Genomic DNA, 24368 nt, shown 5'->3' on the forward strand with positions numbered 1-24368 from the left:
TGTGCTCGTCGGAGACGACGTGCACCTGGCTGCCCAGGGCTTCCATCATCAGCCGGGTGGTCAGGTTGCAGCGGGAGTCCGTCACGCAGACGAACGGCATGAACCGGCGCAGCCGGCTGTCGCACGCTCCGCGGGGGGGCGGCCGGGCTACCCGGTGACGCACCCACACACTGTTGGCGCACGACACATCGCTTCGTGGCCTGAGGACATCGCCGCATCCGCGGTTCGGCCGCTATGTGTCGCAGGGCAGAGGACTCTCGGGCCAGCCCTCAAGCGCCCCATCGCCCGCAATTCTGCCTGGGCCGACGGCCTGTCCTTGCTTACGGGTTCGCACATGTCGACCAGGCAGTGGAGAGTCCAGCCGCGACTTTGGAAACAGCGTGGCTGTCCTGCCGCGCGGCTCTACTCACCCATAAGCAGTAACAGCGCCTGGACCACTCGCCCGGCGCCGAGGCCCGTGTAACTGCGCCTGCCGATGCCGTCACGCCCTCGGCTTGTGCTGCCGGCTCCGAGCCGAGTGGCGCCCCGACAGAGGACAAAGGAGACTGAAGCGGGATGTTTCGGGAGCGTGAATACGCGCTCCCGGCGTCCGAATTTCCCCGTCTGCTGCGCTGACTACTTGGCGCTGGGCGCGGCGCTTCGGCGACGAATGCGGGGCTTCGGTCGCATCGGCCGGTGATGATCACGCCTTTTCAAGGAGCCCGCATGCTGGAGAACCCTGCCGAATCCCTGACGGCTGTGCCGGACCGACCGTCGAAAGACATCGAACGGATCTTCGCCGAGGTGCTTGCGGATGTTGTGTGCGTCGAGCACGTATCGGTCGACAACCATTTCTTCGATGACCTTGGCACCAACTCACTGGTGATGGCGAAGTTCTGTGCACGCGTCAGGAAGCGGGCGGACTTGCCTGCAGTGTCGATCAAGGACATTTACCGCTACCCCACGATCCGCGGTCTGGCGGCGGCGCTCACCGACACCGCCACCCACGGAACCGTTTCCGCACCCGCACCCGTCAATCCGCCGGCCTCGGCACCGGCATCGTCGGAAGCGGTGACTGCCCTCGGTACGCGTCACTACACACTCTGCGGAATCCTTCAGTTCTTGCTTTTCCTGGGATATTCCTTCCTTGCTGGACTTGTTGCCGCCCGCGGCTATGCATGGGTGTCCGCCGGCTCGAATATGACGGAACTCTACCTGCGGTCGGTCATCTTCGGTGGGAGCGCCTTCGTCGGCGCATGCACTTTCCCGATCGCGGCGAAATGGATCCTTATCGGTCGGTGGAAATCACGCGAATTCCCGGTCTGGGGTTCCGAATATCTGCGCTTCTGGACCGTCAAGGTACTGCTCCACGCCAACCCGATGGTCTTCTTCGTCGGCAATCCCCTGTACGTGCTCTACCTCCGGGCCCTGGGTGCACGAATCGGCAAGGGTGTCACGATTCTCTCCCGCAGCGTCCCGGTCTGCACCGATCTACTGACGATCGGTGCCGGCACGGTGATCCGAAAGGAGTCGTACTTGCTCTGCTACCGGGCGCACGCCGGCCGTATCCAGACGGGCTCGGTCACCCTTGGTCGGGATGTGTTCATCGGTGAGAAGACCGTGCTCGACATCGGCACGTCGATGGGCGACGGGGCGCAGCTGGGCCATTCGTCCTCCCTGTACAGCGGCCAGTCGGTTTCGAGCGGTCAGCGGTGGCACGGGTCCCCGGCGCAGCGCACGGATCTCGACTACGTGAGGGTCCCACCTGCCAAGTGCGGCACCCTGCGGCGGGTCGGTTTCGGCCTCACCACGGTAGGTCAGCTGTTCTTCCTCGCTGTGCCGCTTGTCGTCGGAGCCCCGTACATTCTGCTGACGCAGGCTCCGGGGATGAGCGATCGGCTTTCCGGCGCGGCTGGGCTCGCGTCGGCGGCGCTTTACGTTGATGCGCTGATCGTGTCCTGTGTTGGATTCTTCGGCTTCGTCGTTGTTGGGCTTGTCGTTCTGTTCACCGTTCCGCGTCTGCTCCATCTGGTCATCAAGCCGGACAAGGTTTATCCGTTGTACGGTTTCCATTACTCGACACACCGGGCGATCGCACGCATCACCAACGTGAAGTTCTTCAAGTGGCTCTTCGGTGACAGTTCCTACATCGTTCATTATCTGCGCGGCCTCGGGTATGACCTGTCGCGTGTGGAGCAAACCGGGTCGAATTTTGGCACGGAGGTGCAGCACGAGACGCCGTATCTGTGCTCTGTGGGCAGCGGCACGATGGTCGCGGACGGCCTGTCGATCGTCAATGCCGACTTCTCGAGTACGTCTTTCCGTGTGTCCAGGGCCTCGATTGGGCGGCGCAACTTCCTTGGGAACAACATTGTCTATCCTTCGGGAGCCAGGACGGGTGACAACTGCCTCCTCGCGACGAAGGTGATGGTTCCGCTCGATGGGCAGATACGCGAGGGTGTGGGACTCCTGGGCTCACCGTGCTTCGAGATTCCCCGGTCGGTGGAGCGTGACTCCAGGTTTGATCACATGCGGACCGGGGACGAGATTTCCCGTAACCTCGCCGCCAAGAACCGCTACAACATCCGGTCGATGGTTCTCTTCCTGTTCGTGCGGTGGTTCTATGTCTTCGTTCTCACGGCTGTCGCTTTCGCGGATGTCGAACTGTATGGCTCCCTGGGATACTTGGCGGTCGCGGGGTTCCTGGTTTTCGGTCTGTTCTTCACCCCTCTCTATTTCGTGCTGGTGGAGCGTGCCATCGTGGCCTTCCGCGGGCTGCGACCACACCTGTGCTCCATCTACGACCCGTATTTCTGGTGGCACGAGCGCCTTTGGAAGGTGCCTGACGAGTACCTCAACGTCTTCAACGGCACCCCCTTCAAGAACGTGATCTGGCGGCTCCTGGGTGTTCGGCTCGGCAGCAGAGTCTTCGACGACGGCTGCTATCTGACGGAGCGGATGCTCACCACCATCGGGGACGACTGCACCCTCAATGCCGGGAGCAAGATCCAGTGCCACTCGCAGGAGGACGGCACCTTCAAGTCCGACCGCAGCACGATCGGCGACGGGTGCACGGTCGGTGTCGGCGCCCACGTTCACTACGGCGTGACGATGGGTGATGGCGCTGCGCTCGCTCCCGACTCCTTCCTTATGAAGGGCGAGGAGGTCCCGGAGCACGCGCGGTGGGGCGGAAACCCCGCTACGGAAATGAGAGAGGCCCCCGGGCAGCAGGCGGCGCCGGCCCGGCAGGTGTAGCAGGACCAGCCCGGTCGGCGGACGGTCTGGGCGACAGACATGGTGGCTACGGCAAGCGAGAGGGGACCGATCGATGGGAACGCGAGTGGATGGGGACCGGGAGTTCTGGCGCAGTGTGCTCGTCGCCGGCGGATCCACCACGATCCCCCGGTGGACGCTCCGTCCGACGGCGGGCATGGACGAACACGTGGCCACGGTCCCGGATGACGTCATGGACGCCTTGCGCCGGTTGGCGAAGGACCTCACGGTGCCGCTCGGCTCCGTGCTGCTGGCTACGCACGCCAAGGTCCTCGCCGCGCTGTCCGGCGAGCACGACGTCATCTCCGGTTACCTCGCCGATGAGGGCGGCCGACCGCTGCCCTGCCGGCTGACGACAGCGCCAAGGTCATGGCGGGCGCTGCTGGTGGGCACCCAGCGCGCCGTGTCGGAACTGCTGTCGCACAAGGACTTCCCGGTCGAAGAACTCATGCGGGAACTGAACCTGACCGAACCGTCTCTGGAAACCGTCTTCGATCCACGTGGCGCCTTCGATCCCGGTCCGACGGGCGTAGGGGCCTGTCCGGCCGGAGACACCGTGCTGTGGGTGGGGTTCTCGGAGCCCGGTGGCAACCCCACGCTGCGACTGCGATATCGGACCGATGTTCTCGACGCTGACTGCGCCGCCAGGATCGCCGGCTACTACCTCACCGTGCTCGCGCTCATCGCCGCAGACCCGGACGCCGAGCACGCGCGGCAGAGCCTGCTGTCCGCCGAGGAAGTCCGCTTCCAGCTCGAAGGCCTGGCCGGACCGCGCCGTGCCCTGCCGAACGCCCGGGTGCACGAGCTGTTCGAGCAGCGGGTGAGGGTACACCCGGATGCCGTGGCTGCCGTTCACGGCGACCGGCAATGGAGCTACCGGGAGCTCGACGCACGCGCCAACCAGCTGGGGCGAGCCTTGTTGGCGCGGGGGCTGCGGCGTGAAGGTGCCGTCGCGGTGGTGACCGAGAGGAACCTGGACTGGATGGCGGCCGTCCTCGCGGTGTTCAAGGCCGGAGGCGTGTACCTGCCCGTCGAGCCGCATTTCCCGGCCGATCGCATCGCGGCCATGCTCTCCCGCGCCGAGTGCGGGCTCGTGCTCACCGAACCCGGGAGCGCCGACTCGCTCGACCAGGCCCTGGAGTCGCTGCCTGGAGTCGCAAAGCTCCTCACCGGCACGGCGTACGACGAGGGCCATGCCGACGACGACCTGGGCATCGCCGTCGGACCGGACCAACTCGCCTACATCTACTTCACCTCCGGCTCCACGGGAGAGCCCAAGGGTGCGATGTGCGAGCACGCGGGCATGCTCAACCACCTCTACGCCAAGATCGACGACCTGGAGATCGACGAAGGGCAGGTGGTCGCCCAGACCGCCCCCCAGTGCTTCGACATCTCGCTGTGGCAAGCGTTGTCCGCACTCCTGGTCGGCGGGCAGACCCTCCTGGTCGAACAAGAGGTGATCCTGGACGTCCAGCGATTCGTCGACACGATCGAGCGTGGCCGGGTCGCTGTGCTTCAAGTCGTACCCTCGTACCTCGAAGTCGTCTTGACATACTTGGAACAGCACCCGCGCGAACTGCCTGGTCTGCGCTGTGTGTCCGTCACCGGTGAGGCTTTGAAGAAGGAGCTCACGCAGCGCTGGTTCGCGGCAGGACCCGACATCAAGCTGGTCAACGCGTACGGGCTGACTGAGACCTCCGACGACACCAACCACGAGGTCATGTCCCGGGCGCCGGACCGCGAACGGGTCCCGCTCGGTCCCCCCGTCAGCAACGTGCACGTCTATGTCGTCGACGAGCAGCTGTCACCGGTACCGCTCGGCGCCCCCGGGGAGATCGTCTTCTCCGGCGTCTGCGTGGGTCGTGGATACGTCAACGACCCTGACCGGACCCGGCAGGCGTTCATGCCCGATCCGCATCGCGCGGGAGCCCGGCTCTATCGCAGCGGCGATCACGGCCGCTGGCTGCCCGAGGGAAAGCTGGAGTTCCTCGGACGTCGTGACAGCCAGGTCAAGATCCGCGGCTTCCGAATCGAGATCGGCGAGATCGAGAACACCCTGCTGCGGGTGCCCGGTGTCCGCGACGGCGCGGTGGTGATTGCCGAGCGGCCCGACCGGAGCAAGCATCTTGTGGCCTTCTACTCAGCCCCCGGGTCGCTACCGGTCGAGGACCTGCGGGACCGGCTGAGTGAGTCGCTGCCGCAGTACATGGTGCCGTCGGCCTTCCACTGGCGCGAAGGACTGCCGCTGACCGCCAATGGCAAAATCGACAAGAGAGCCCTGACTGCGCTACTGGACGGCGAACTCCACGCGGACGAGGACTGCGAGGAAAGCCGCCATGCGCCGGATACGCCGACCGAGCAGCGCCTGGCGGTCGCCTGGACGCAGGTGCTCGGGATCCCGCAGGACCAGATCGATCGACGGGACCATTTCTTCGACCTGGGCGGCACATCGCTGTCTGCCGTGAAACTGGCGATCACCCTGGACCGCGTGGTGTCGCTCAAGGACGTGACCCGTCATCCGGTTCTCGCCGATTTGGCCGCGCTGGTTGACGGCAGGACCGATCGGCGAACCGGGCTGCTTCAGTCCCTGAGCGAACCGGATGATGCGCCGACCCGTGCCCTGGTGTGCTTCCCCTACGCCGGCGGCAACGCCGTGAACTTCCAGCCGATGGCCAGGGCGATGCGGGACAGCGGAATCGCTGTCCACGCCGTTGAGCTGCCCGGTCACGACTATGCCGCCGAGCGTGAGCCGTTCGTACCGATGGCGGATGTGGTGGCGCAAGTCGTCGCCGAGATCACCGGACGTCACCTGCCCGGAATCCTGCTGTGGGGTCATTCCTCGGGCGCGGCCTTCGCCCTGGAGACAGCCAGGCAGCTCGAAGAGGGTGGGGTCAACGTGGAGCGAGTCTTTGTCGGGGCGCAATTGCTCGGCACAGCCTCTGAACGACACGACGCCGCAACGGAGCTGACGAGGCGGAGCAGCGCAGAGATCGCCACGAAGCTGGGCGCGGACAGCGGCTACATCGGACTCCATGAGCTGGACGCGCAGCACGTCGAACATGTCAGTGATGCCTACCGGCATGACTGTGTGTCCGCACACCTCTATTTCGCGGACCTCCTCGACACTCCACCCTCGGCCAGGCTGTCCGCACCGGTCACCGTGATCGTCGCCACCGACGACCCGGTCACCGCTGATCACCAGCGGCGCCACCGCGACTGGGAGCTCCTCGCGGCACGCGTCGATCTCCACGAACTGGCGGAGGGCGGCCATTACTTCCTGCGCACGCGTCCGACCGAGACAGCACAGGCCGTGCTCCACGCCGCCGAACTACTGCCCTCTTCCTGAGCGGCACCCACAGCCGCCCACCGAAAGGAAACGAGATGCCCTCCACATCCCCGGCGTCGCCGCTCGACGACATCGAGTTCCTGCCCGGCCGGCCTCCGATACTGAGGACCGAGAACCCCGGCTCCGCGCCGAGCTGGGCAGCCAAGCACCGGGAGGCGCTACGCGCCGTCGTCGCCGAACACGGCTGCGTCCTGATCCGTGGCCTCGGGCTCCGTGACGTGGCCGGGACCAGCGCCGTCTTCGAGCGGCTGAGCACCGGGCTGATGACGGAGCGGGAGGCCTTCGCACCCCGACGGACCTACGCGGACCGTGTGTACTCCTCGGCGCAGTGGCCGCCGAACCAGCCGATGTGCATGCACCACGAACTGAGTTACACGATGGAAGTCCCCGCCCTGATGCTGTTCGCCTGCCTGACCGCGCCCGACGAGGGCGGGGCGACCGGAGTGGCCGACGCGGCGACCGTCCTGGAGCAACTACCCACCGAGTTGGCCGACCGCTTCGAGCGGGAGGGCTGGCTACTCACCCGCAGCTACAACGACGAGATCGGCTCGTCCGTCTCCGAGGCTTTCGGCACCGACGACCGGGGTGCCGTCGAGAGCTACTGCCGGGCCAACGCCATCGAGCTCGACTGGCAACCTGACGGCACGTTGCGCACCAGGCAGCTTCGGAGCGCCGTGGTACGCCATCCGATCACCGGTCGGCGCTGCTGGTTCAACCAGATCGCGTTCCTCAACGAGTGGACGATGGCCGCTGAAGTCCGCGAGTACCTGGTCGAGGTCTACGGCGCCGACGGGCTGCCCTTCAACACGCGCTTCGGCAACGGCGACCCGATCGGCGAGGACGTGGTCCAGCTGCTCAACAAGGTCTACGAGGCCAACACCGCACGCGAGCCGTGGCAGGCCGGCGACCTGATGCTCGTCGACAACATCCGCACCGCGCACAGCCGGGAGCCCTTCGAGGGGTCGCGCGACGTGCTCGTCGCTATGGCCGACCCGGTGCGACTCCCCGACCGCACGCCGACCTCCGAGGTGACCGCCCGATGACCATCAGCCGCCCTGCAGCCGCCGCCCCCACCGCCGTGCCGACGTCCGCGACAGCCGAGCCTCACGTCGTGCCGCCCTTCGCAGTGATCTCCGGTGTCCAGGTCCAGCAGGCGCTCCAGGGGCACGAGAAGCAGATCATCGAGTTGGTCGGAGCGGCCTACCGGCTGCATGGCGCCGGTGACTCGGTGAACCCTCCGTCGTACTTCCTGCGATTCCCCGATCGCCCGTCCTCCCGGATCATCGCGCTGCCCGCGTCGATCGGCGGAGACCTGCGGGTGGACGGCGTGAAGTGGATCTCCAGCTTCCCGGAGAACGTACAGGCAGGCATCCCGAGGGCGTCCGCCGTGCTGATCCTCAACGACCAGGACACCGGCTATCCCTTCGCCTGCCTGGAGAGTTCCATCATCAGCGCCACCAGGACGGCCGCGTCAGCGGCTCTGGCCGCAGATCAGCTCACCCGGAACCGGGACCGGCCCACGCGCATCGGGTTCTTCGGAACGGGCCTGATCGCCCGCTACATCCACACGTTCCTGGCCGGCAGCGGCTGGTCGTTCGACGAGATCGGCGTGCACGACCTCTCCGCCGACAGCGCGGCCGGGTTCCGCTGCTACCTCGAGCAGTCGGGCACCACAGGCCGGATCACGGTGCACGACAGCGCCGAGGGACTGATCCGCGGCAGCGACCTGGTGGTCTTCGCCACCGTCGCAGGTGCGCCGCACGTCAGCGACCTCGCGTGGTTCTCGCACAATCCCGTGGTTCTGCACGTGTCGCTGCGCGACCTCGCACCGGAGATCATTCTCGCCTCGGCCAACATCGTCGATGACGTCGAGCACTGTCTGAAGGCCAACACCTCCCCCCATCTGGCCGAGCAGCTCACGGGCGACCGCAGCTTCCTGCTGGGCACGCTGGACGACGTGATGGCCGGGCGGGTGACGCTGCCGGATGGCCGGCCGGTGGTGTTCTCGCCCTTCGGCCTCGGGGTGCTCGACCTCGCGGTCGGCAAGTACGTCTACGACGAGGTGGTCCGCTCCGAAGAACTGCACGTCATCGACGACTTCTTCCACGAACTGCGCCGGTACGGGTAACCGTCAGCGCCTTCAGCTCTGGCACCGGAAATCCGGCCGGGCCGGCGCCGTCCACGACGAAACCCGGACGCATGAGTCCACCCCGCGGCCTGAAGCACGGTTCCCAACGTGCCGATGCAGATGAGGAGAAGAACCTCGTGCCAGTCATATCGGCTCCCCACGCCTTCAACGAACCCGAGCTCTATGTCGACCTTCTGCCGACCTTCGGGCACTCGCTGTTCCTGAAGTGTGAGGGCTTCAATTTCGCCGGCTCGATCAAGCTGAAGGCCGCCGTCGAGATGGTGGAGGCCGCCGAGCGGGACGGACTCATCAAGCCGGAGTCGATCCTGGTCGAATCCTCGTCAGGCAACCTCGGCGTGGCGTTGAGCGTGATCGCGGCGAGCAAGGGCTACCGGTTTCTGTGCGTGACGGACTCCCGATGCAACCTGTCGACCAGGCTCCTGATGGAAGCACTGGGCAGCCGGGTGCACACCGTCGCCGACCTGGGTGCCAACGGCGGCTTCCTGGCCGCACGAATCGACCACGTCCGGGCGCTGTGCGCTTCCGACGACCGTTACGTGTGGCTCAGCCAGTACACGAATCCGAACAACTGGAAAGCGCACTACCGCAAGACGGCGCCGGAGATCGCCCGGCACTTCCCGCGCCTGGACGTCCTGTTCGTCGGCGTGGGCACTACCGGGACTCTGATGGGTTGTGCACGCTACTTCCGCCAGTGGCACCGGCCGGTGCGGATCGTTGCCGTGGACAGCGCAGGCTCGGTGATCTTCGGTGGTACGCCGGGCCGCCGCCTGATTCCCGGACTCGGCATGAGCATGCGTCCGCCGTTGCTCAACGAGTCCTACGTGGACGAGGTGATACACGTGGAAGAGACGGACACCGTCCGTGCCTGCCACCGGCTGGCCAGACGTGGGTTCCTGTTCGGCGGCTCCACCGGCACGGTCGTCAGCGGCGCCATGCGTTGGCTGGCCGACCACGAATCACGTGATCTGACAGCGGTGGCCATCGCTCCGGACCTCGGCGAGCGCTATCTCGACACCATCTATCAATCCAACTGGCTGCGGGATCTGTACGGCGAGAATGTACTCGACTTCGATGCCGCGACTGATGCTTCCTGGGCAGCCGGAGCTCTGCCAACGAGCCACGCAAGCCATCCAGGCCACCACCGGCAGACCAGCGACGGCGGCGGTGATCAGCATCATGGGCACCCAGACCGAGAAGCCTAGGTTGTACAACGCATCGTCTCAGGACCAGGTTCGGAGCCGGCTCAAGCAGCAGATCCGGAGTCGCCTGAACGGGAAGGGCAGACCGACTGGCGACTCGTGGCGCTCATGCCGGCCGAGCGCTGCCGTCTGCTGGCAGCTGTTCCCTGCCGCCGTCCTGCGCACCGTGACCACTCGGTGAACCGTTCCGATGGCGGCGCCACCAGGCCCGTGCTCGGCGCTGTCGCTACACGAGGCGCGGATACACGATGACGGGACAACCGGTACAAGACCGCGCCGGGCACTCGAAGTAGTCGCCCGCGCGCGTGATGAGCCGCACCTCGGGCCGGGCCGGGCGGCTGGTGCCGGGGGAAGCTCAGCACGCCGGCGCAGGCCGACGAGGCCCACACGCGGACCGTACTGGAGCGCTTCTCGGTGAGGCTCATGCTGCGCGACCGGGCCTTGGCGGTGCCCGGCGTGCAGTCGGCACGGCGCTTCTCGCGGGCTTGACGGTTGCGGGGACGCGGCGGGTGCCAGGTCTTCCTGAGAAGGCGTCCTGCTCCTGAAACTCCCGTTGGTCGTCATGGCGTACACCCGCAGCGCTCCGCCTTGCGGGGGTGGGCGGGCGGCGTAACGCTGGGTGCGACTGCCGGCTCCGGCGGAGGGAGGTTCATGGCCCTCGACCTCACTACCCGGCAGCTTCGGCGCCGCACGTATGCACTGCCGACATCCGATGGCCACGAAAGGACAATCATGGGAACACGACCCTCCACGTTGCAGTCCGTGGGCGCCTGGACTCTGCGCTCCGCGCTGGTGGGGAACCTCGTATGGATCGGGGCGCTCAAGTTCGAGGACTACGAGGTGGAGAACATCCATCCTCTGGTCTCGTCGAGTCCGCTGTTCTCGCCGCTCGTCAACAAGCTCGGCGAGCAGAAGACGGCACGACTCATCGGGGTGACGGAGATCGCGATCGGCTCGCTGATCGCGGCCAAGCCGTTCGCACCCCGAGCCTCGGCGCTCGGCAGCCTCGGGGCCGTTGGAATGTTCGCCACCACTCTCAGTTTCCTGGCGACCACGCCGGAGGCCTGGCAGGAGAACCGCAAGACTCCAAAGCTCTCCATGGTCGGGCAGTTCCTTCTCAAGGACACCGTGTTTCTCGGAGCTTCCCTTCTGACGCTCGCCGAATCGCTGCGAGCCGCCGGTCGCTCTTGACGCGACGTCGCCCGCCGTGCGGCCGGTTCCGGGCGACGCCGCGGTCTCACGGTGACAGATGACGCCGACACGCAGGATAGGGGTATATCATCCGATTTCATTCGTTACCTTCGGCTTCAATGAACCACTGAGGAGTCCACATGGGTGACGAAGACGGCAGGAATGACGAACCGCACCGGGCAAGTCCTCGCCCCGACGCCTCTCCGGGCCGGCGTCGGGACGAGGCGGGCGGCGCGACACCGGATGCGGGGCGTGAGCGGGGCGGTGGCCGAGGGTCGACGGCCCCGCCTGCCTCGGGTGGTGTGGGAGTGATGCTGAGCTCGGTGCTGCGGGAGGGGCCGCCGGCCGGGCCCTCCCGTCCGGAGTTCTGGCGTAGTCCGCTGCGGGGGCCGTGGCTGACATCGGTTCTGGGTGCGGTCCTGCTGGCCGGTATCACGGTACTGTTCGTGACCGGGCTGCTCTCCTATGCCGCTTACAACCCGGATCTGGCGCCCAGCAATGACCAGACCCCCGACAAGGGGTGGCTCGGCTTCTACCTGTTCCCCTGGCCGACAAGCCCGTACTGGCTGTACCGCCTCACGCAGGGCATCCATGTCACCCTCGGCATCGTGCTGATCCCCGTACTGCTGGCGAAGCTGTGGTCGGTGATCCCCCGGCTGTTCGCCTGGCCGCCGGTGAAGTCACTCAGCCAGGCGTTCGAGCGGCTGTCTCTGCTGCTGCTCGTCGGCGGCGCCTTGTTCGTGTTCGCCACCGGCGTGCTCAACATTCAGCTGGACTACATCTTCCCGGGCTCCTTCTACGTCCTGCACTTCTACGGATCCTGGGTGTTCATCGGCGCCTTCGTCGTCCACGTCGCCTTCCGTATCCCCCTGGTGGTCCGGACACTGCGCGCCCGCAGCATGGGGAAGGAACTGCGCACGCCGATCAGCCGCACGAAGCCGGAACCAGCCGACGAGACCGGCCTGGTGTCCCCGCGCCCGGCCGAGCCGACGATGTCGAGGAGGGGCGCCCTGGGCATGGTGGGCGCGGGTTCGCTGGTGCTGCTGGGGGTGACGGCGGGGCAGAGCGTCGGCGGGTGGCTGCGGGGCACGGCGCTGCTTGCGCCACGCGGTCAGGACCCGGGACCGGGTCCGAACGGCTTTCAGATCAACAAGACCGCGGCCGTCGTGGGCATCCGCGCCCGGGACATCGGCCACCAGTGGCGTCTGGTGGTTCGCGGTGGCGGCCGAGAAAGAACTCTCACCCGGGATCAGGTCCTGGCGTTGCCGCAGCACGGTGCGGCGCTGCCCATCGCCTGTGTGGAGGGCTGGTCCACGTCCGACCAGGAGTGGAGCGGAGTGCGGCTCGCCGATCTGGCCGCACTCGTCGGGTTCTCCGGCCCGCCACCGGGGGTGTTCGTCGAATCCGTCCAGCGAAGCGGGGCGTTCCGCTCGGCCGCCCTGCGCGACAATCAGGTCCGCGATCCGCGCTCGCTGCTGGCACTGCGGGTCAACGGAGCCGACCTGTCGCCGGATCACGGCTATCCGGCGCGGGTCATCGTGCCGGCCAACCCAGGGGTGCACAACACCAAGTGGGTCACCCGCCTCACCTTCGGGGAGAGGGTATGAAAGGGATCCGGGAGGTTTACGGGACGTCACCTCTGCACCTGCTGCTGGTGCTGTGTTCCTTCGCCCTCACCGTGTACGCGGGCATCCGTCTGCTCGACGGCGACACGATCGGCGTCCTCGTGTGGTTCGTCGGAGCCGCCTTCCTCCACGACCTGGTCCTGCTGCCCCTCTATACGGTCACCGACCGCGCCGCGCAGGCCCTACTGCGCCGTCGCGGGCAGAGTGCCCACAGCGACCGTCCCCGGCCGATGAGTGGACGGATCAACTACGTCCGGGTGCCCGTCTTCATCTCGGGGGTGCTGCTGCTGACCTGGTTCCCTCTGATTCTGGAGCGGGTGGGCCACTACACGGCGTACACCGCCCTGCAGGACAACGTCTTCCTGGGACGCTGGCTACTGATCACCGCCGCACTGTTCGGCCTCGCCGCCCTGTGGTTGCTGGCCAGTATGTGGTCGCGCCCCGCCCGGCCGAGTCCCAAGCCGCACCCGAACAGGGAACCCGCTCCGTGACCGCGGGATCCGAGACGCGGTGTGCGGTCCCGTTCGGCCAGGTGCTGTTGTGAGTACGCGTCCGATCAGTGACTACGCCCTGCTGTCAGACCGTCGTTCGGCCGCTCTGGTCGCTACCGATGGCTCCGTCGACTGGCTGTGTCTTCCTCGTTTCGACAGTCCGGCAGTCTTCGGTCGACTGCTCGACGAGGACGTGGGCCACTGGTCGATCCGCCCCACCGGCCCCGCTGAGGTCAGCCGCCGGTATGTGGAGGAGACCCTCTTCGGCTACCTCGCCCAGGCCGCGGCCACTCAGCCGGCACGCGGTGTGGATCTACAGGTGGCTTACCACCAGCACAGGATGACACCGGCACCCCGCTTGAAGCGTCCCAGGGAGGTTCCAGGGACTTTCCGCCGCGTAAGCAGGGAAGGCCCTGACAGCGCCGAAAGAAACGAACGCGCTGGTCAGGGCCTGGTCTCCTAACACTCGATGATGTTCACCGCCAGCCCGCCCCGCGCCGTCTCCTTGTACTTCACGGACATGTCGGCGCCGGTGTCCTTCATGGTCTTGATGACCTTGTCGAGGGAGACCTTGTGGGACCCGTCGCCGCGCATCGCCATCCGGGCCGCCGTGACCGCCTTCACGGCGGCCATGCCGTTGCGCTCGATGCACGGGATCTGGACGAGGCCGCCGACCGGGTCGCAGGTCAGGCCGAGGTTGTGCTCCATGCCGATCTCGGCGGCGTTCTCCACCTGCTCGGGGGAGCCGCCCAGCACCTCGGCGAGGGCGCCCGCCGCCATCGAGCAGGCGGAGCCGACCTCGCCCTGGCAGCCGACCTCGGCGCCGGAGATGGAGGCGTTCTCCTTGAAGAGCATGCCGATCGCGCCGGCCGCGAGGAGGAAGCGGACCACGCCGTCCTCGTCGGCGCCGGGGACGAAGTTGACGTAGTAGTGCAGGACGGCCGGGATGATGCCCGCCGCGCCGTTCGTCGGGGCGGTGACGACCCGGCCGCCGGCCGCGTTCTCCTCGTTCACGGCCATCGCGTAGAGGGTGATCCACTCCATGGCCAGGGCCTTCGGGTCGCCCTCGGAACGCAGCTTGCGCGCGGTGTTCGCGGCGCGGCGGCGGACCTTCAGGCCGCCGGGGAGTATGCCCTCGCGGGACATGCCGCGGTCCACGCAGGCCCGCATCACGCGCCAGATCTCCAGCAGGCCCTCGCGGATCTCGTCCTCGTCGCGCCAGGCCCGCTCGTTCTCCAGCATCAGGGCGGAGATCGACAGGCCCGTGTCCTGCGCAAGGCGCAGCAGCTCGTCGCCGGTGCGGAAGGGGTACTTGAGCACCGTGTCGTCGAGCACTATGCGGTCCGCGCCCACCGCGTCCTCGTCGACGACGAAGCCGCCGCCGACCGAGTAGTAGGTCTTGGTCAGCACTTCGGCGCCCTGCGCGTCGTACGCCCACAGGGTCATGCCGTTGGCGTGGTAGGGGAGGGTCTCGCGGCGGTGCAGGACCATGTCGTCGTCGTAGGAGAAGGCGATCTCGTGCTCGCCGAGGAGGCGGATGCGGCCCGAGGACCTGATCGTCTCGACGCGGTCGTCGGCCGTCTCCACGTCCACCGTGCGCGGCGAGTCGCCCTCCAGGCCGAGCAGCACCGCCTTGGGCGTGCCGTGGCCGTGGCCGGTGGCGCCGAGCGAGCCGTACAGCTCGGCCCGGACGGAGGCGACGGAGTCCAGCAGCTCCTCGTTGCGCAGGCGGCTGGCGAACATGCGGGCCGCGCGCATCGGGCCGACCGTGTGCGAGCTCGACGGGCCGATGCCGATCGAGAACAGGTCAAAGACCGAGATGGCCACGGGGGTCTCCTCAGAACGGGGGTGGTGCGGAGGGTGGTGCTTCGGGGCGGGGCGCCGGACTCGCTTGTGGCGGGCACGGCGCCCCGAACACGCGGTGTCTACTTGTTGTTCAGACCCGGGTACAGCGGGTGCTTGTCGGCCAGGGTCTTCACCCGGGCCGCCAGCGCCTCCGCGTCGGCGGCCCCGAAGGGAGAGGGCGCCTTCAGCGCCTCGGCGATCACGTCCGCGACCTCGGCGAAGTCCTCGGCCGTGAAGCCGCGGGTCGCCAGGGCCGGCGTACCGATGCGCAGCCCGGAGGTCACCATCGGCGGACGCGGGTCGTTCGGGACGGCGTTGCGGTTGACCGTGATGCCGACCTCGTGGAGGCGGTCCTCGGCCTGCTGTCCGTCCAGCTCGGAGTCGCGCAGGTCCACCAGGACGAGGTGGACGTCCGTGCCGCCGGTCAGGACGGAGACACCCGCCGCCTTCGCGTCGTCCCGCACCAGGCGCTCGGCGAGGATGCGGGCGCCCTCCAGCGTACGACGCTGGCGCTCCTTGAAGTCCTCGCTCGCGGCGACCTTGAAGGAGACGGCCTTGGCGGCGACCACGTGCTCCAGCGGGCCACCCTGCTGACCGGGGAAGACGGCGGAGTTGATCTTCTTGGCCAGGTCGGCCGTGGAGAGGATCACACCGCCGCGCGGGCCGCCGAGGGTCTTGTGCGTGGTGGTCGTCACGACGTGCGCGTGCGGGACCGGGTTCGGGTGCAGGCCTGCCGCGACCAGACCGGCGAAGTGCGCCATGTCGACCATGAGGTACGCGCCGACCTCGTCCGCGACCTTGCGGAACGCGGCGAAGTCCAGCTGACGCGGGTACGCCGACCAGCCGGCGACGATCAGCTTCGGTTTGGTCTCCTTGGCGAGGCGCTCCACCTCGGCCATGTCGACCTGGCCGTCGTCGCCGACGTGGTACGGGACGACGTTGTAGAGCTTGCCGGAGAAGTTGATCTTCATGCCGTGGGTCAGGTGCCCGCCGTGGGCGAGGTTCAGACCCATGATCGTGTCGCCGGGCTTGAGCAGCGCGAACATCGCGGCGGCGTTGGCCTGGGCGCCCGAGTGCGGCTGCACGTTGGCGTGCTCGGCGCCGAAGAGCGCCTTGACCCGGTCGATGGCGATCTGCTCGACCACGTCGACGTGCTCGCAGCCGCCGTAGTAGCGGCGGCCGGGGTAGCCCTCGGCGTACTTGTTGGTCAGGACCGAGCCCTGGGCCTCCATGACCGCGACGGGCGCGAAGTTCTCGGAGGCGATCATCTCCAGGGTGGACTGCTGGCGGTCCAGCTCGGCGTCGACGGCGGCGGCGACGTCGGGGTCGAGCTCGTGCAGGGGTGTGTTCAGAAGCGACATGCGTACGTGACTCCTCAGGCGCCCGCGAATGCGGTGTACTCGTCGGCGGAGAGCAGGTCGCCCGGCTCGTCCGTGACCCGGACCTTGAACAGCCAGCCGCCCTCGAAGGGAGCGCTGTTCACCAGCGACGGGTCGTTGACGACGTCCTCGTTGATCTCGGTGACCTCACCGGAGACGGGGGAGTACAGGTCGGAGACGGACTTGGTCGACTCCAGTTCGCCGCAGGTCTCGCCCGCGGACACCGAGTCGCCGACCTCGGGAAGCTGCACGAAGACGACGTCACCGAGCGCGTTGGCCGCGTGCTCCGTGATGCCGACCGTCGAGGCGCCGTCCTCGGCGGCCGACAGCCACTCGTGCTCCTTGCTGTAGCGCAGCTGCTGGGGGTTGCTCATGGCCTGAATTCTCCTGTACGCGGGTGACTGCTGATGAATGGGGGGACTGCTGACACTGTCGTTGAGCAGCAAGGACGCGCGCGGGGACCGGTGCCCCTCGCCCTCAGTGTCTAGTTCTGGCGCTTGTAGAAGGGCAGCGCCACGACCTCGTACGGCTCGTGGCTGCCCCGGATGTCCACGCCCACACCCTCGGTCCCCGGTGCCGCGTGCGCCGCGTCGACGTACGCCATGGCGATCGGCTTGCCCAGCGTGGGGGAGGGGGCGCCGGAGGTGACCTCGCCGACCACCTCGCCGCCGGCGACGGCCTGGTATCCGGCGCGCGGGACCCGGCGGCCCTCGGCGACCAGGCCGACCAGCACGCGGGGCGGGTTCTGCTCGGCCCTGGAGGCGGCCTCGGTCAGCGCGGCGCGCCCGACGAAGTCGCCCTCCTTCTCGAACTTCACCACCCGGCCGAGCCCGGCGTCGAACGGCGTCAGCGCGGTCGTCAGCTCGTGCCCGTACAGCGGCATGCCCGCCTCCAGACGGAGCGTGTCCCGGCAGGACAGGCCGCACGGGACGAGGCCGACGCCCTCGCCCGCCCCGGTCAGCGCCTGCCACAGCTCCACGGCGTGCTCCGGCTTCACGAACAGCTCGAAGCCGTCCTCGCCGGTGTAGCCGGTGCGCGCGATCAGCGCCGGGACGCCGGCCACCGTGCCGGGCAGGCCGGCGTAGTACTTCAGACCGTCCAGGTCGGCGTCGGTGAGGCTCTTGAGGATGCCCGGGGACTCGGGGCCCTGCACGGCGAGCAGCGCGTAGGCGTCGCGGTCGTCGCGCACCTCGGCGTCGAAACCGGCCGCCCGCTCGGTCAGCGCGTCGAGCACGACCTGGGCGTTGGAGGCGTTGGCCACGACCATGTAGTGAGAAGAACCGGCCGCGGCGTCCGCCAGCCGGTAGACGATCAGGTCGTCCAGGATGCCGCCGTCCTCGCGGCAGATCATGGTGTAGCGGGCGCGGCCCGGCTTCACGCCGCCGATGTTGCCGACCAGCGCGAAGTCCAGCAGTGCGGCGGCCTGCGGCCCGGTGACGGTGATCTCACCCATGTGCGAGAGGTCGAAGAGACCGGCCCGGGTGCGCACCGCGACGTGCTCGTCACGCTCGGAGGCGTAACGCAGGGGCATGTCCCAGCCGGCGAAGTCGGTCATCGTCGCGCCCAGCGCGCGATGGGTGGCGTCGAGCGCGGTACGGCGGGTTGTGGAACTGCTCATCGGTCGGTCGTCTCCCAGGACAGGACGGCACGGGCGAGGTCGGTCCTCCCCATCTGTCATCGGAACCTGAGAGGTTCGCCACGACCACCGGAGTACGGCGATCAGGGCTTGCACCTTGGGTGGGGCAGCCGACGAGCGGCGGCCCGCTTTTCAGATGTGCCTCGCCCGCGCGGTAACGGGGGCCTGAGAGATTCAAGGGAGGGACTTGCTCCTTCGGCGCCCCGGCGTGGCCGGGGACTCTCCCGCGCGGATTCAAACGGCCGGTATGCAGTTGGCGCCGCCATCATTGCACGACCGGCCGATTCGTGGCAGACCGTGATCTGTAACCGGCTTGTGGCAGTAAGCGAACGAAAACGCGAGACCAGCGCATTACCTTCTCTTTACACTCGACGGGGATGGGAACTCGTGAACCGCCCCAGGGGAGACGATCACGGTGAACAGGACCACGGCCTACGCCACGACCTCGGGTCTCGCGCTGTCCGAGCAGCCCGCCGCCCCGGCCCCGAAGCCGTGCGCCGAGCGGCCCGCGCCCGTCGTCCGCGACCTGCGGGACAGGGACGGGCACAGCCCGCGCGCCCTGCTCTTCGCACCCCGGGACCTGGTGGTGATCACCGGCCTGCCCGGCAGCGGCAAGTCCACCCTGATGGCGCGCACCGTGCGCGGCCCGCGCATCGACTCGCAGGACACCCGCGACCGCTGGGAGCGCCGCATGCCGGGCTTCCTGCCGTACGCGCTCTACCGCCCCCTGGTCCGCATCGCGCACTACGCGGGACTGCGCAGGGCCCTGCGCTCCGGCGAGGGCGTCGTCGTGCACGACTGCGGCACCCAGTCCTGGGTGCGCGACTGGCTGACCCGGGAGGCCCGCCGCCGCGACGGCACCCTGCACCTGCTGCTGCTCGACGTCGGCGTCGACCAGGCCCTGGCCGGCCAGCGCGAGCGCGGCCGCGGCGTCTCGCGGTACGCGTTCCTGCGGCACCGCGCGGCCAACTCCCGCCTGCTGCGCGCGGTGACCGGGGGCGCCCTGCCCGCCGGCTGCACCTCGGCGATCGTCCTGGACCGGGCGGCCGCGGACACGCTCCGCCGCATCGCCTTCACCGGATGACGGACCGCGGGCCGCTGGGCCGAACGGGTTAGCCTTTCCAGCCAGGACAGCGGTACCAGGCAGGCGGTAGGCAGATGGACTTCCCCGGGTTCCCGGCACAGGCACACCCCCACCCGCACGGCGGTTGGCCCGGCAACGAGCTGGAGGAGGTGCTCTCCGCCTCCCTCGGCATACCGGGCGCCGGCGGCCGGATCGTGGAGGTGCTCGGCCGCAGCTTCCTCTGGGTCCCCCTGCCGAACGGCGGCGGCCCGCAGAGCGGCCCCCTCGACCTGCCCTCCCTGGAGATCGACGGCCAGGCCTACGTGCCGGTGTTCAGCTCCGAGGAGCAGCTCCGCCAGGTCGCCGGGGAGCAGATGGCGTACACCGTCGCCCCCGCCGCCGAGTTCGCCCGCGGTCTGCCCCCGCAGGTCGGCATCGCCGTGAACCCGGACGGCGTGGTCGGCATCCCGCTGCCGCCGCCGGCCGTGGCCGAGCTGTGCCGGGCCGGCCGCACCCAGCTGGACGGGCCCGCGTCCGGCGGCCGGGTCCGCCTCTTCGAGCCGGACTGGCAGGACGACCCGGTGGACTTCCTGGCCGCGGCCTCCGCCGAGTTCGCCGCCACCGGCGTGGTGCGCACCGCCCGCCGCTGCCTGGCCGCCGTCGAGACCGCCGACCCGACCCTGTTCGTCGGCGTCGAACTCACCCACTGGGAGGGCGACGCCCGAGCCCTCCCCCTGGAGGCCCTGACCCGAGCCCTCACCAAGTCTCCCCCGAACTGGCAGGTCAACCTGCTCCTCCTGGAAGCAGCCCAGGACCCGGTCTGCGACTGGATGCGCGAGAAGGTCCGCCCCTTCTACCAGCAGGACTTCTGATCGCCGGTGAGTGAAGCGCCCCGTCGGGGGCGCGGGGCTGTGACATGTGCGGCTCCGCCGCGTGGGCGCGACCAGCCACAACGGCGCCGCACCCGCCAACGGACAGACCCCCCGAGCTCATAGGCGCCCCCTCCCCGCGGAGCCTTAGTCTGATCGCCGCTGAGGGGCAGCCACCCCAGGGGCGCGGGGAACTGCGCGACCAGCCACAACGCACCCGCACCCGCCAACGACCCCAGCCCCCCGAGCTCATAGGCGCCCCCCACCCCGCGGAGCCTTAAGCTGTTTCCACGACCGGGAACTTCCAGAAAGGGCCACAAACGTGAGCGCCAGCGGCACCACGACCGGGCAGGTCGAGCACATGCTGCGCCAGGTGACGCCCGGGCGCTACGACGCCTACGAGGCCCTGCTGCGCGCGCTCGCCACCCCCACCTCCGGCCAGGTCTGGATGCTGCTGTGGCAGGGCCAGGCCGGCTCCCCGGACGCCCAGTACGGAAACATGGAGGTCAAGGGCTACGGCTACGCGCCGTGCGTCACCTCCGCCCAGGAGCTGTCGGCCAGCGGCTGGAACAGGTCGTACGAGGTGGTCGACGGCCTGGAGGCGGCCCGCGCCCTCTACCCGGACCACTTCGGCCTCTGGCTCAACCCGCACGCCCCCGGCGGCGGCGTCGGCGTCCCCTGGCCGGACCTGCGCCGGATCGCCTCCGGCCTGGACCGCCAGCCCGCCGGGCCGCTGCGCCTGTCCGAACCGGCCATCGAGATCCCCCAGTTCTACGCCCTGCTCACGCAGAACGCCCACCGCACCCCGGCGGTCCGCGCGCTGCGCCGCGCCTGGGTGCAGCCGACGCTGGGGGCGCCGTATCTCGCCATCGGTCTCGACGTCTACGACACCTCCCCGCCGGCCGTCGACGCGGTGCGCGCGATGATGCAGCAGTCCGTCGGCGCGGTGCCGGACGGGCTCCCGGTGTCGACGGTGGCGATGACCGACGCCCACGACCCGGTCGCCATGTGGCTGCGCGCCCACGCCCGTCCGTTCTACGACCGCGAGGCCCATGCCCCCGCCCCCGCCCAGGCGCCGGTGGGCGGGTACGGATACCCTCCGGCCGGCGGCCGGTACTGACGGTCGCCGGTCCGGCCCTCGGGGTGGCCGGTGGCGATCTTCGCGCGTAGATCAGGGCGCAAAGCGAGGCCCTGTCCCCTCTGTCCCAACTCATCCGCGTCCGACCCTCGTTACCCACTGTCCGGATAACGGAACACCTCGACCAGCATCACGGTTACGCATCCATTCACCGTCAAGTCTGGCTACAGATCGCCAAAGCGTTGAAGACTCCCGCAATAGGGGGTGGATGCTCGCCCCTTTGTACGACGGACGGATCACGCCGCTACAGCGGCAAGTGCGGGCCGGCTACCGCCGGTTGAGAGGGGTCCCTGCCAGATGACGGCACCATTGCACGAGCCGACCGCGGAAGCGGCCCCGAGTGCTGCCGAGGAAGCGGCGGTTGCCGGCGCCGAAGCCAAGGCGGTACAGGGGCGTTCCCTGGGCAGGATCGCCTGGGAGCGCCTGAAACGGGACAAGCTCGCCCTGACGGGCGGCGTCGTGGTGCTCGTCCTCATCGTGATCGCGGTGCTCGCGCCCGCGATCACCGCCCTCTACGGGCAGGATCCCAACGCCTTCAACGAGGACAAGATCGACCCGCTGTTCGGCACGCCCACGGGGTCCCTGGGCGGGATCAGCGGCGAGCACTGGCTGGGCGTCGAACCGGTCAACGGTCGCGACGTCTTCGCCCGCATCGTCCACGGCTCCCGGATCTCCCTGCTCGTCGGCTTCCTGTCCGCGATCGTCGCCGTGATCCTCGGAACCGTCCTGGGTGTGCTCGCCGGCTTCTTCGGCGGCTGGGTCGATGCCCTGATCAGCCGGGTCATGGACGGCCTGCTGGCCTTCCCCCAGCTGCTCTTCATCATCGCGCTGGTCTCGGTCATGCCGAACGAGATGCTGGGACTCAGCGGCACGGGCGTGCGCCTCTTCGTGATGATCCTCGTCATCGGCTTCTTCGGCTGGCCCTACATCGGGCGCGTGGTGCGTGGCCAGACGCTCTCCATGCGTGAACGGGAGTACGTGGAGGCGGCCCGGTCCCTGGGGGCCGGACGCTTCTACATCCTGTTCAAGGAACTGCTGCCCAACCTGGTGGCCCCGATCATCGTGTACACGACGATGATGATCCCCACCAACATCCTCACCGAGGCGGCACTCAGCTTCCTGGGCGTGGGCGTCAAGCCGCCCACGTCGTCCTGGGGGCAGATGCTCTCGAGCGCGATCGACTACTACCAGTCGGATCCCATGTACATGGTGATCCCCGGTGTGGCGATCTTCATCACCGTTCTTGCCTTCAACCTCTTCGGTGACGGCGTACGCGATGCGCTGGACCCGAAGGGCTCCCGCTGACCTGCCGTACCGGCAAGCGAACCCGTGGCACCTGCACGGGGTCTCTCATCTAATCCGGAGGATCCGAGATCGTGACTACCCAACGCACCTCAGGGCGGCGCAAGCAGGCTTTGGCCGCTGCCGCAGTGGTCGCCGCGCTGCTGACCACGGCGGCGTGCGGCGGCGGTGACAGCGACGGCGGGGGATCGAAGAACGGCGCGGCCGGCTTCGACGCCGCGAACAACAAGGTCGCCCAGGCCGACCTCGCCAAGAAGGGCGGCGAGCTGAAGTTCGCCAGCACGCAGGACGCCGACTCGTGGGACACCACCCGCGGCTACTACGGCTTCATGTGGAACTTCTCCCGCTACTACTCCCGCCAGCTCGTCACGAACACCCCCGCCCCGGGTGAGAAGGGCGCGGGCGTCACCCCCGACCTCGCCACCGACGTGGCCAAGGTCTCGGACGACGGCAAGACCTACACGTACACCCTGCGTGACGGCGTCACCTGGGAGGACGGCAAGCCGATCACCTCCAAGGACATCAAGTACGGCATCGAGCGCGTCTGGGCGCAGGACGTGCTGTCCGGCGGTCCGACGTACCTCAAGGAGGTGCTCGACCCGGAGGGCAAGTACGAGGGTCCGTACAAGGACAAGTCCGCGGACAAGCTGGGTCTGAAGGCGATCGAGACCCCGGACGACAAGACCATCGTCTTCAAGCTGCCGCAGGCCAACTCGGACTTCGAGGAGATGCTCGCGCTGACCTCGGCGTCCCCGGTCCGCCAGGACAAGGACACCAAGTCCAAGTACGGTCTGAAGCCGTTCTCCTCGGGCCCGTACAAGTTCGAGTCCTACAACCCGGGCAAGGACCTCACCCTGGTCCGCAACACCGAGTGGAAGCAGGACTCGGACCCGGTCCGCAAGGCGTACCCGGACAAGATCACGATCAAGTTCTTCAGTAACGCCAACGAGCTGGACGCGCGTCTGATCGCCGGTGACTACGACCTGGACCTGGCCCAGACCGGTCTGTCGCCGCAGGGCCGCAGCACCGCCCTGAAGAAGCACAAGGCCAACGTGGACAACCCGGTCTCCGGGTACATCCGCTACGCGGTGTTCCCGCAGAGCGTGAAGCCCTTCGACAACATCCACTGCCGCAAGGCCGTGCTCTACGGGGCCGACCACGTGTCGCTCCAGACCGCGCGCGGCGGCCCGCAGGCCGGTGGCGACATCGGCACCAACATGCTGCCGCCGTCCGTGCCGGGCTCCGAGGGTCAGAAGTACGACCCGTACGAGATGGCCGGTGCCAACAAGAAGGGCAACGTCGCCAAGGCCAAGGAGGAGCTGAAGGCCTGCGGTAAGCCCAACGGCTTCAAGACCACCATCGCGGTCCGCAACAACAAGCCGGTCGAGGTGGCCACCGCCGAGTCCCTCCAGGCGTCGCTGAAGAAGGTCGGCATCACCGTCGGCATCGACCAGTACGACGGCTCGCAGACCGCCGGCATCATCGGTAGCCCCACCAACGTGAAGAAGAAGGGCTACGGCATCATCATCATGGGCTGGGGCCCGGACTTCCCGTCGGTCCAGGGCTACGGTCTCCCGCTGTGGAACAGCGACTACATCCTCGAGAGCGGCAACAACAACTACGCGCTCATCAAGGACAAGGAGATCGACGGCCTGTTCGACAAGTACGTCACCACGCTGGACGACGCCGGCAAGGCGGACATCGCCAAGCAGATCAACCACAAGGTGATGGAGGGCGGCTACTACCTGCCCTTCGTCTTCGAGAAGTTCCTCAACTGGCGCGGCAGCCGGCTGGCGAACGTCTACACCTCCGACGGCTACAGCGGGATGTACGACTTCGTCAACCTCGGCCTGAAGTCCTCGAAGTAACCGGTACACCCGCCG

General features: G+C 68.2%; 17 protein-coding genes, 1 pseudogene and 1 riboswitch. Of the genes and pseudogenes, 14 read left to right on the forward strand and 4 right to left on the reverse strand.

The annotated features are described in order from the left end of the window. Nucleotides 1-705 precede the first annotated feature (705 nt). The 9 genes and pseudogenes from ACFWR9_RS07255 to ACFWR9_RS07295 form a co-directional block, all read left to right on the forward strand. A complete protein-coding gene (locus ACFWR9_RS07255; protein ID WP_383836868.1) occupies nucleotides 706-3234 on the forward strand; it encodes a Pls/PosA family non-ribosomal peptide synthetase in 2529 nt (842 codons plus the stop codon). 73 nt (nucleotides 3235-3307) lie between these two features. Next, nucleotides 3308-6598, forward strand: a complete 3291-nt coding sequence (locus tag ACFWR9_RS07260) for an amino acid adenylation domain-containing protein (RefSeq protein WP_383836871.1) — start codon at nucleotides 3308-3310, stop codon at nucleotides 6596-6598. A gap of 35 nt (nucleotides 6599-6633) precedes the next feature. After that, entirely contained in the window at nucleotides 6634-7641 is a 1008-nt protein-coding gene (locus tag ACFWR9_RS07265; RefSeq protein WP_383836874.1) for a TauD/TfdA family dioxygenase, read from the forward strand. Then, on the forward strand, nucleotides 7638-8726 hold the full coding sequence (gene sbnB, locus ACFWR9_RS07270; protein ID WP_383836877.1) for a 2,3-diaminopropionate biosynthesis protein SbnB: 1089 nt from the start codon (nucleotides 7638-7640) through the stop codon (nucleotides 8724-8726). The genes ACFWR9_RS07265 and sbnB overlap by 4 nt, the downstream gene beginning before the upstream one ends. A 137-nt stretch (nucleotides 8727-8863) precedes the next feature. Further along, the gene (gene sbnA / locus ACFWR9_RS07275; protein WP_383837193.1) at nucleotides 8864-9949 is read left to right on the forward strand and encodes a 2,3-diaminopropionate biosynthesis protein SbnA; all 1086 of its coding nucleotides are present in this window, start codon (nucleotides 8864-8866) and stop codon (nucleotides 9947-9949) included. Nucleotides 9950-10597: 648 nt separating this feature from the next. Further along, on the forward strand, nucleotides 10598-11137 hold the full coding sequence (locus ACFWR9_RS07280) for a YkgB family protein (protein ID WP_383836880.1): 540 nt from the start codon (nucleotides 10598-10600) through the stop codon (nucleotides 11135-11137). Nucleotides 11138-11448: 311 nt separating this feature from the next. Next, nucleotides 11449-12744, forward strand: coding sequence for a molybdopterin-dependent oxidoreductase (locus tag ACFWR9_RS07285; RefSeq protein ID WP_383836883.1), 1296 nt, complete (start codon nucleotides 11449-11451; stop codon nucleotides 12742-12744). Next, nucleotides 12741-13253 carry a hypothetical protein gene (locus ACFWR9_RS07290; protein ID WP_383836885.1) on the forward strand — a complete coding sequence of 171 codons (513 nt, stop codon included), beginning with the start codon at nucleotides 12741-12743 and terminating at the stop codon, nucleotides 13251-13253. The genes ACFWR9_RS07285 and ACFWR9_RS07290 overlap by 4 nt, the downstream gene beginning before the upstream one ends. Before the next feature lie 49 nt (nucleotides 13254-13302). Beyond that, a pseudogene (locus ACFWR9_RS07295) lies at nucleotides 13303-13515 on the forward strand (trehalase-like domain-containing protein); the annotation flags it as partial. Between the two features lie 197 nt (nucleotides 13516-13712). On the opposite strand, the gene ACFWR9_RS07300 reads toward ACFWR9_RS07295, so the two are convergent. The 4 genes from ACFWR9_RS07300 to gcvT all read right to left on the reverse strand — a co-directional run bounded on the left by ACFWR9_RS07300 (nucleotide 13713) and on the right by gcvT (nucleotide 18095). Further along, the gene (locus tag ACFWR9_RS07300) at nucleotides 13713-15080 is read right to left on the reverse strand and encodes an L-serine ammonia-lyase (RefSeq protein WP_383836888.1); all 1368 of its coding nucleotides are present in this window, start codon (nucleotides 15078-15080) and stop codon (nucleotides 13713-13715) included. 98 nt (nucleotides 15081-15178) lie between these two features. After that, nucleotides 15179-16459 carry a serine hydroxymethyltransferase gene (glyA, locus tag ACFWR9_RS07305; protein ID WP_383836891.1) on the reverse strand — a complete coding sequence of 427 codons (1281 nt, stop codon included), beginning with the start codon at nucleotides 16457-16459 and terminating at the stop codon, nucleotides 15179-15181. A gap of 14 nt (nucleotides 16460-16473) precedes the next feature. Further along, nucleotides 16474-16851 carry a glycine cleavage system protein GcvH gene (gcvH, locus tag ACFWR9_RS07310; protein WP_122617587.1) on the reverse strand — a complete coding sequence of 126 codons (378 nt, stop codon included), beginning with the start codon at nucleotides 16849-16851 and terminating at the stop codon, nucleotides 16474-16476. Nucleotides 16852-16961: 110 nt separating this feature from the next. Further along, the gene (gcvT, locus tag ACFWR9_RS07315; RefSeq protein WP_383836894.1) at nucleotides 16962-18095 is read right to left on the reverse strand and encodes a glycine cleavage system aminomethyltransferase GcvT; all 1134 of its coding nucleotides are present in this window, start codon (nucleotides 18093-18095) and stop codon (nucleotides 16962-16964) included. 160 nt (nucleotides 18096-18255) lie between these two features. Further along, nucleotides 18256-18350: riboswitch (glycine riboswitch) on the reverse strand. A gap of 178 nt (nucleotides 18351-18528) precedes the next feature. Between gcvT and ACFWR9_RS07320 the strand changes: the two genes are divergently transcribed. The 5 genes from ACFWR9_RS07320 (at nucleotide 18529) to ACFWR9_RS07340 (ending at nucleotide 24353) form a co-directional block, all read left to right on the forward strand. Beyond that, on the forward strand, nucleotides 18529-19197 hold the full coding sequence (locus tag ACFWR9_RS07320; protein ID WP_383836897.1) for an AAA family ATPase: 669 nt from the start codon (nucleotides 18529-18531) through the stop codon (nucleotides 19195-19197). A gap of 74 nt (nucleotides 19198-19271) precedes the next feature. After that, nucleotides 19272-20048, forward strand: coding sequence for an enhanced serine sensitivity protein SseB (locus ACFWR9_RS07325; RefSeq protein ID WP_383836901.1), 777 nt, complete (start codon nucleotides 19272-19274; stop codon nucleotides 20046-20048). A gap of 319 nt (nucleotides 20049-20367) precedes the next feature. Beyond that, nucleotides 20368-21165: an enhanced serine sensitivity protein SseB C-terminal domain-containing protein gene (locus tag ACFWR9_RS07330; protein ID WP_383836903.1), complete on the forward strand. Its 798-nt coding sequence runs from the start codon at nucleotides 20368-20370 to the stop codon at nucleotides 21163-21165. A 315-nt stretch (nucleotides 21166-21480) separates the two neighbouring features. Beyond that, the gene (locus ACFWR9_RS07335; protein ID WP_383836906.1) at nucleotides 21481-22488 is read left to right on the forward strand and encodes an ABC transporter permease; all 1008 of its coding nucleotides are present in this window, start codon (nucleotides 21481-21483) and stop codon (nucleotides 22486-22488) included. A 71-nt stretch (nucleotides 22489-22559) separates the two neighbouring features. Continuing rightward, nucleotides 22560-24353 carry an ABC transporter substrate-binding protein gene (locus ACFWR9_RS07340; RefSeq protein WP_383836909.1) on the forward strand — a complete coding sequence of 598 codons (1794 nt, stop codon included), beginning with the start codon at nucleotides 22560-22562 and terminating at the stop codon, nucleotides 24351-24353. The last annotated feature ends 15 nt before the right edge of the window (nucleotides 24354-24368 follow it).

The organism is Streptomyces sp. NPDC058534 (assembly GCF_042717365.1).
GTDB lineage: Bacteria > Actinomycetota > Actinomycetes > Streptomycetales > Streptomycetaceae > Streptomyces.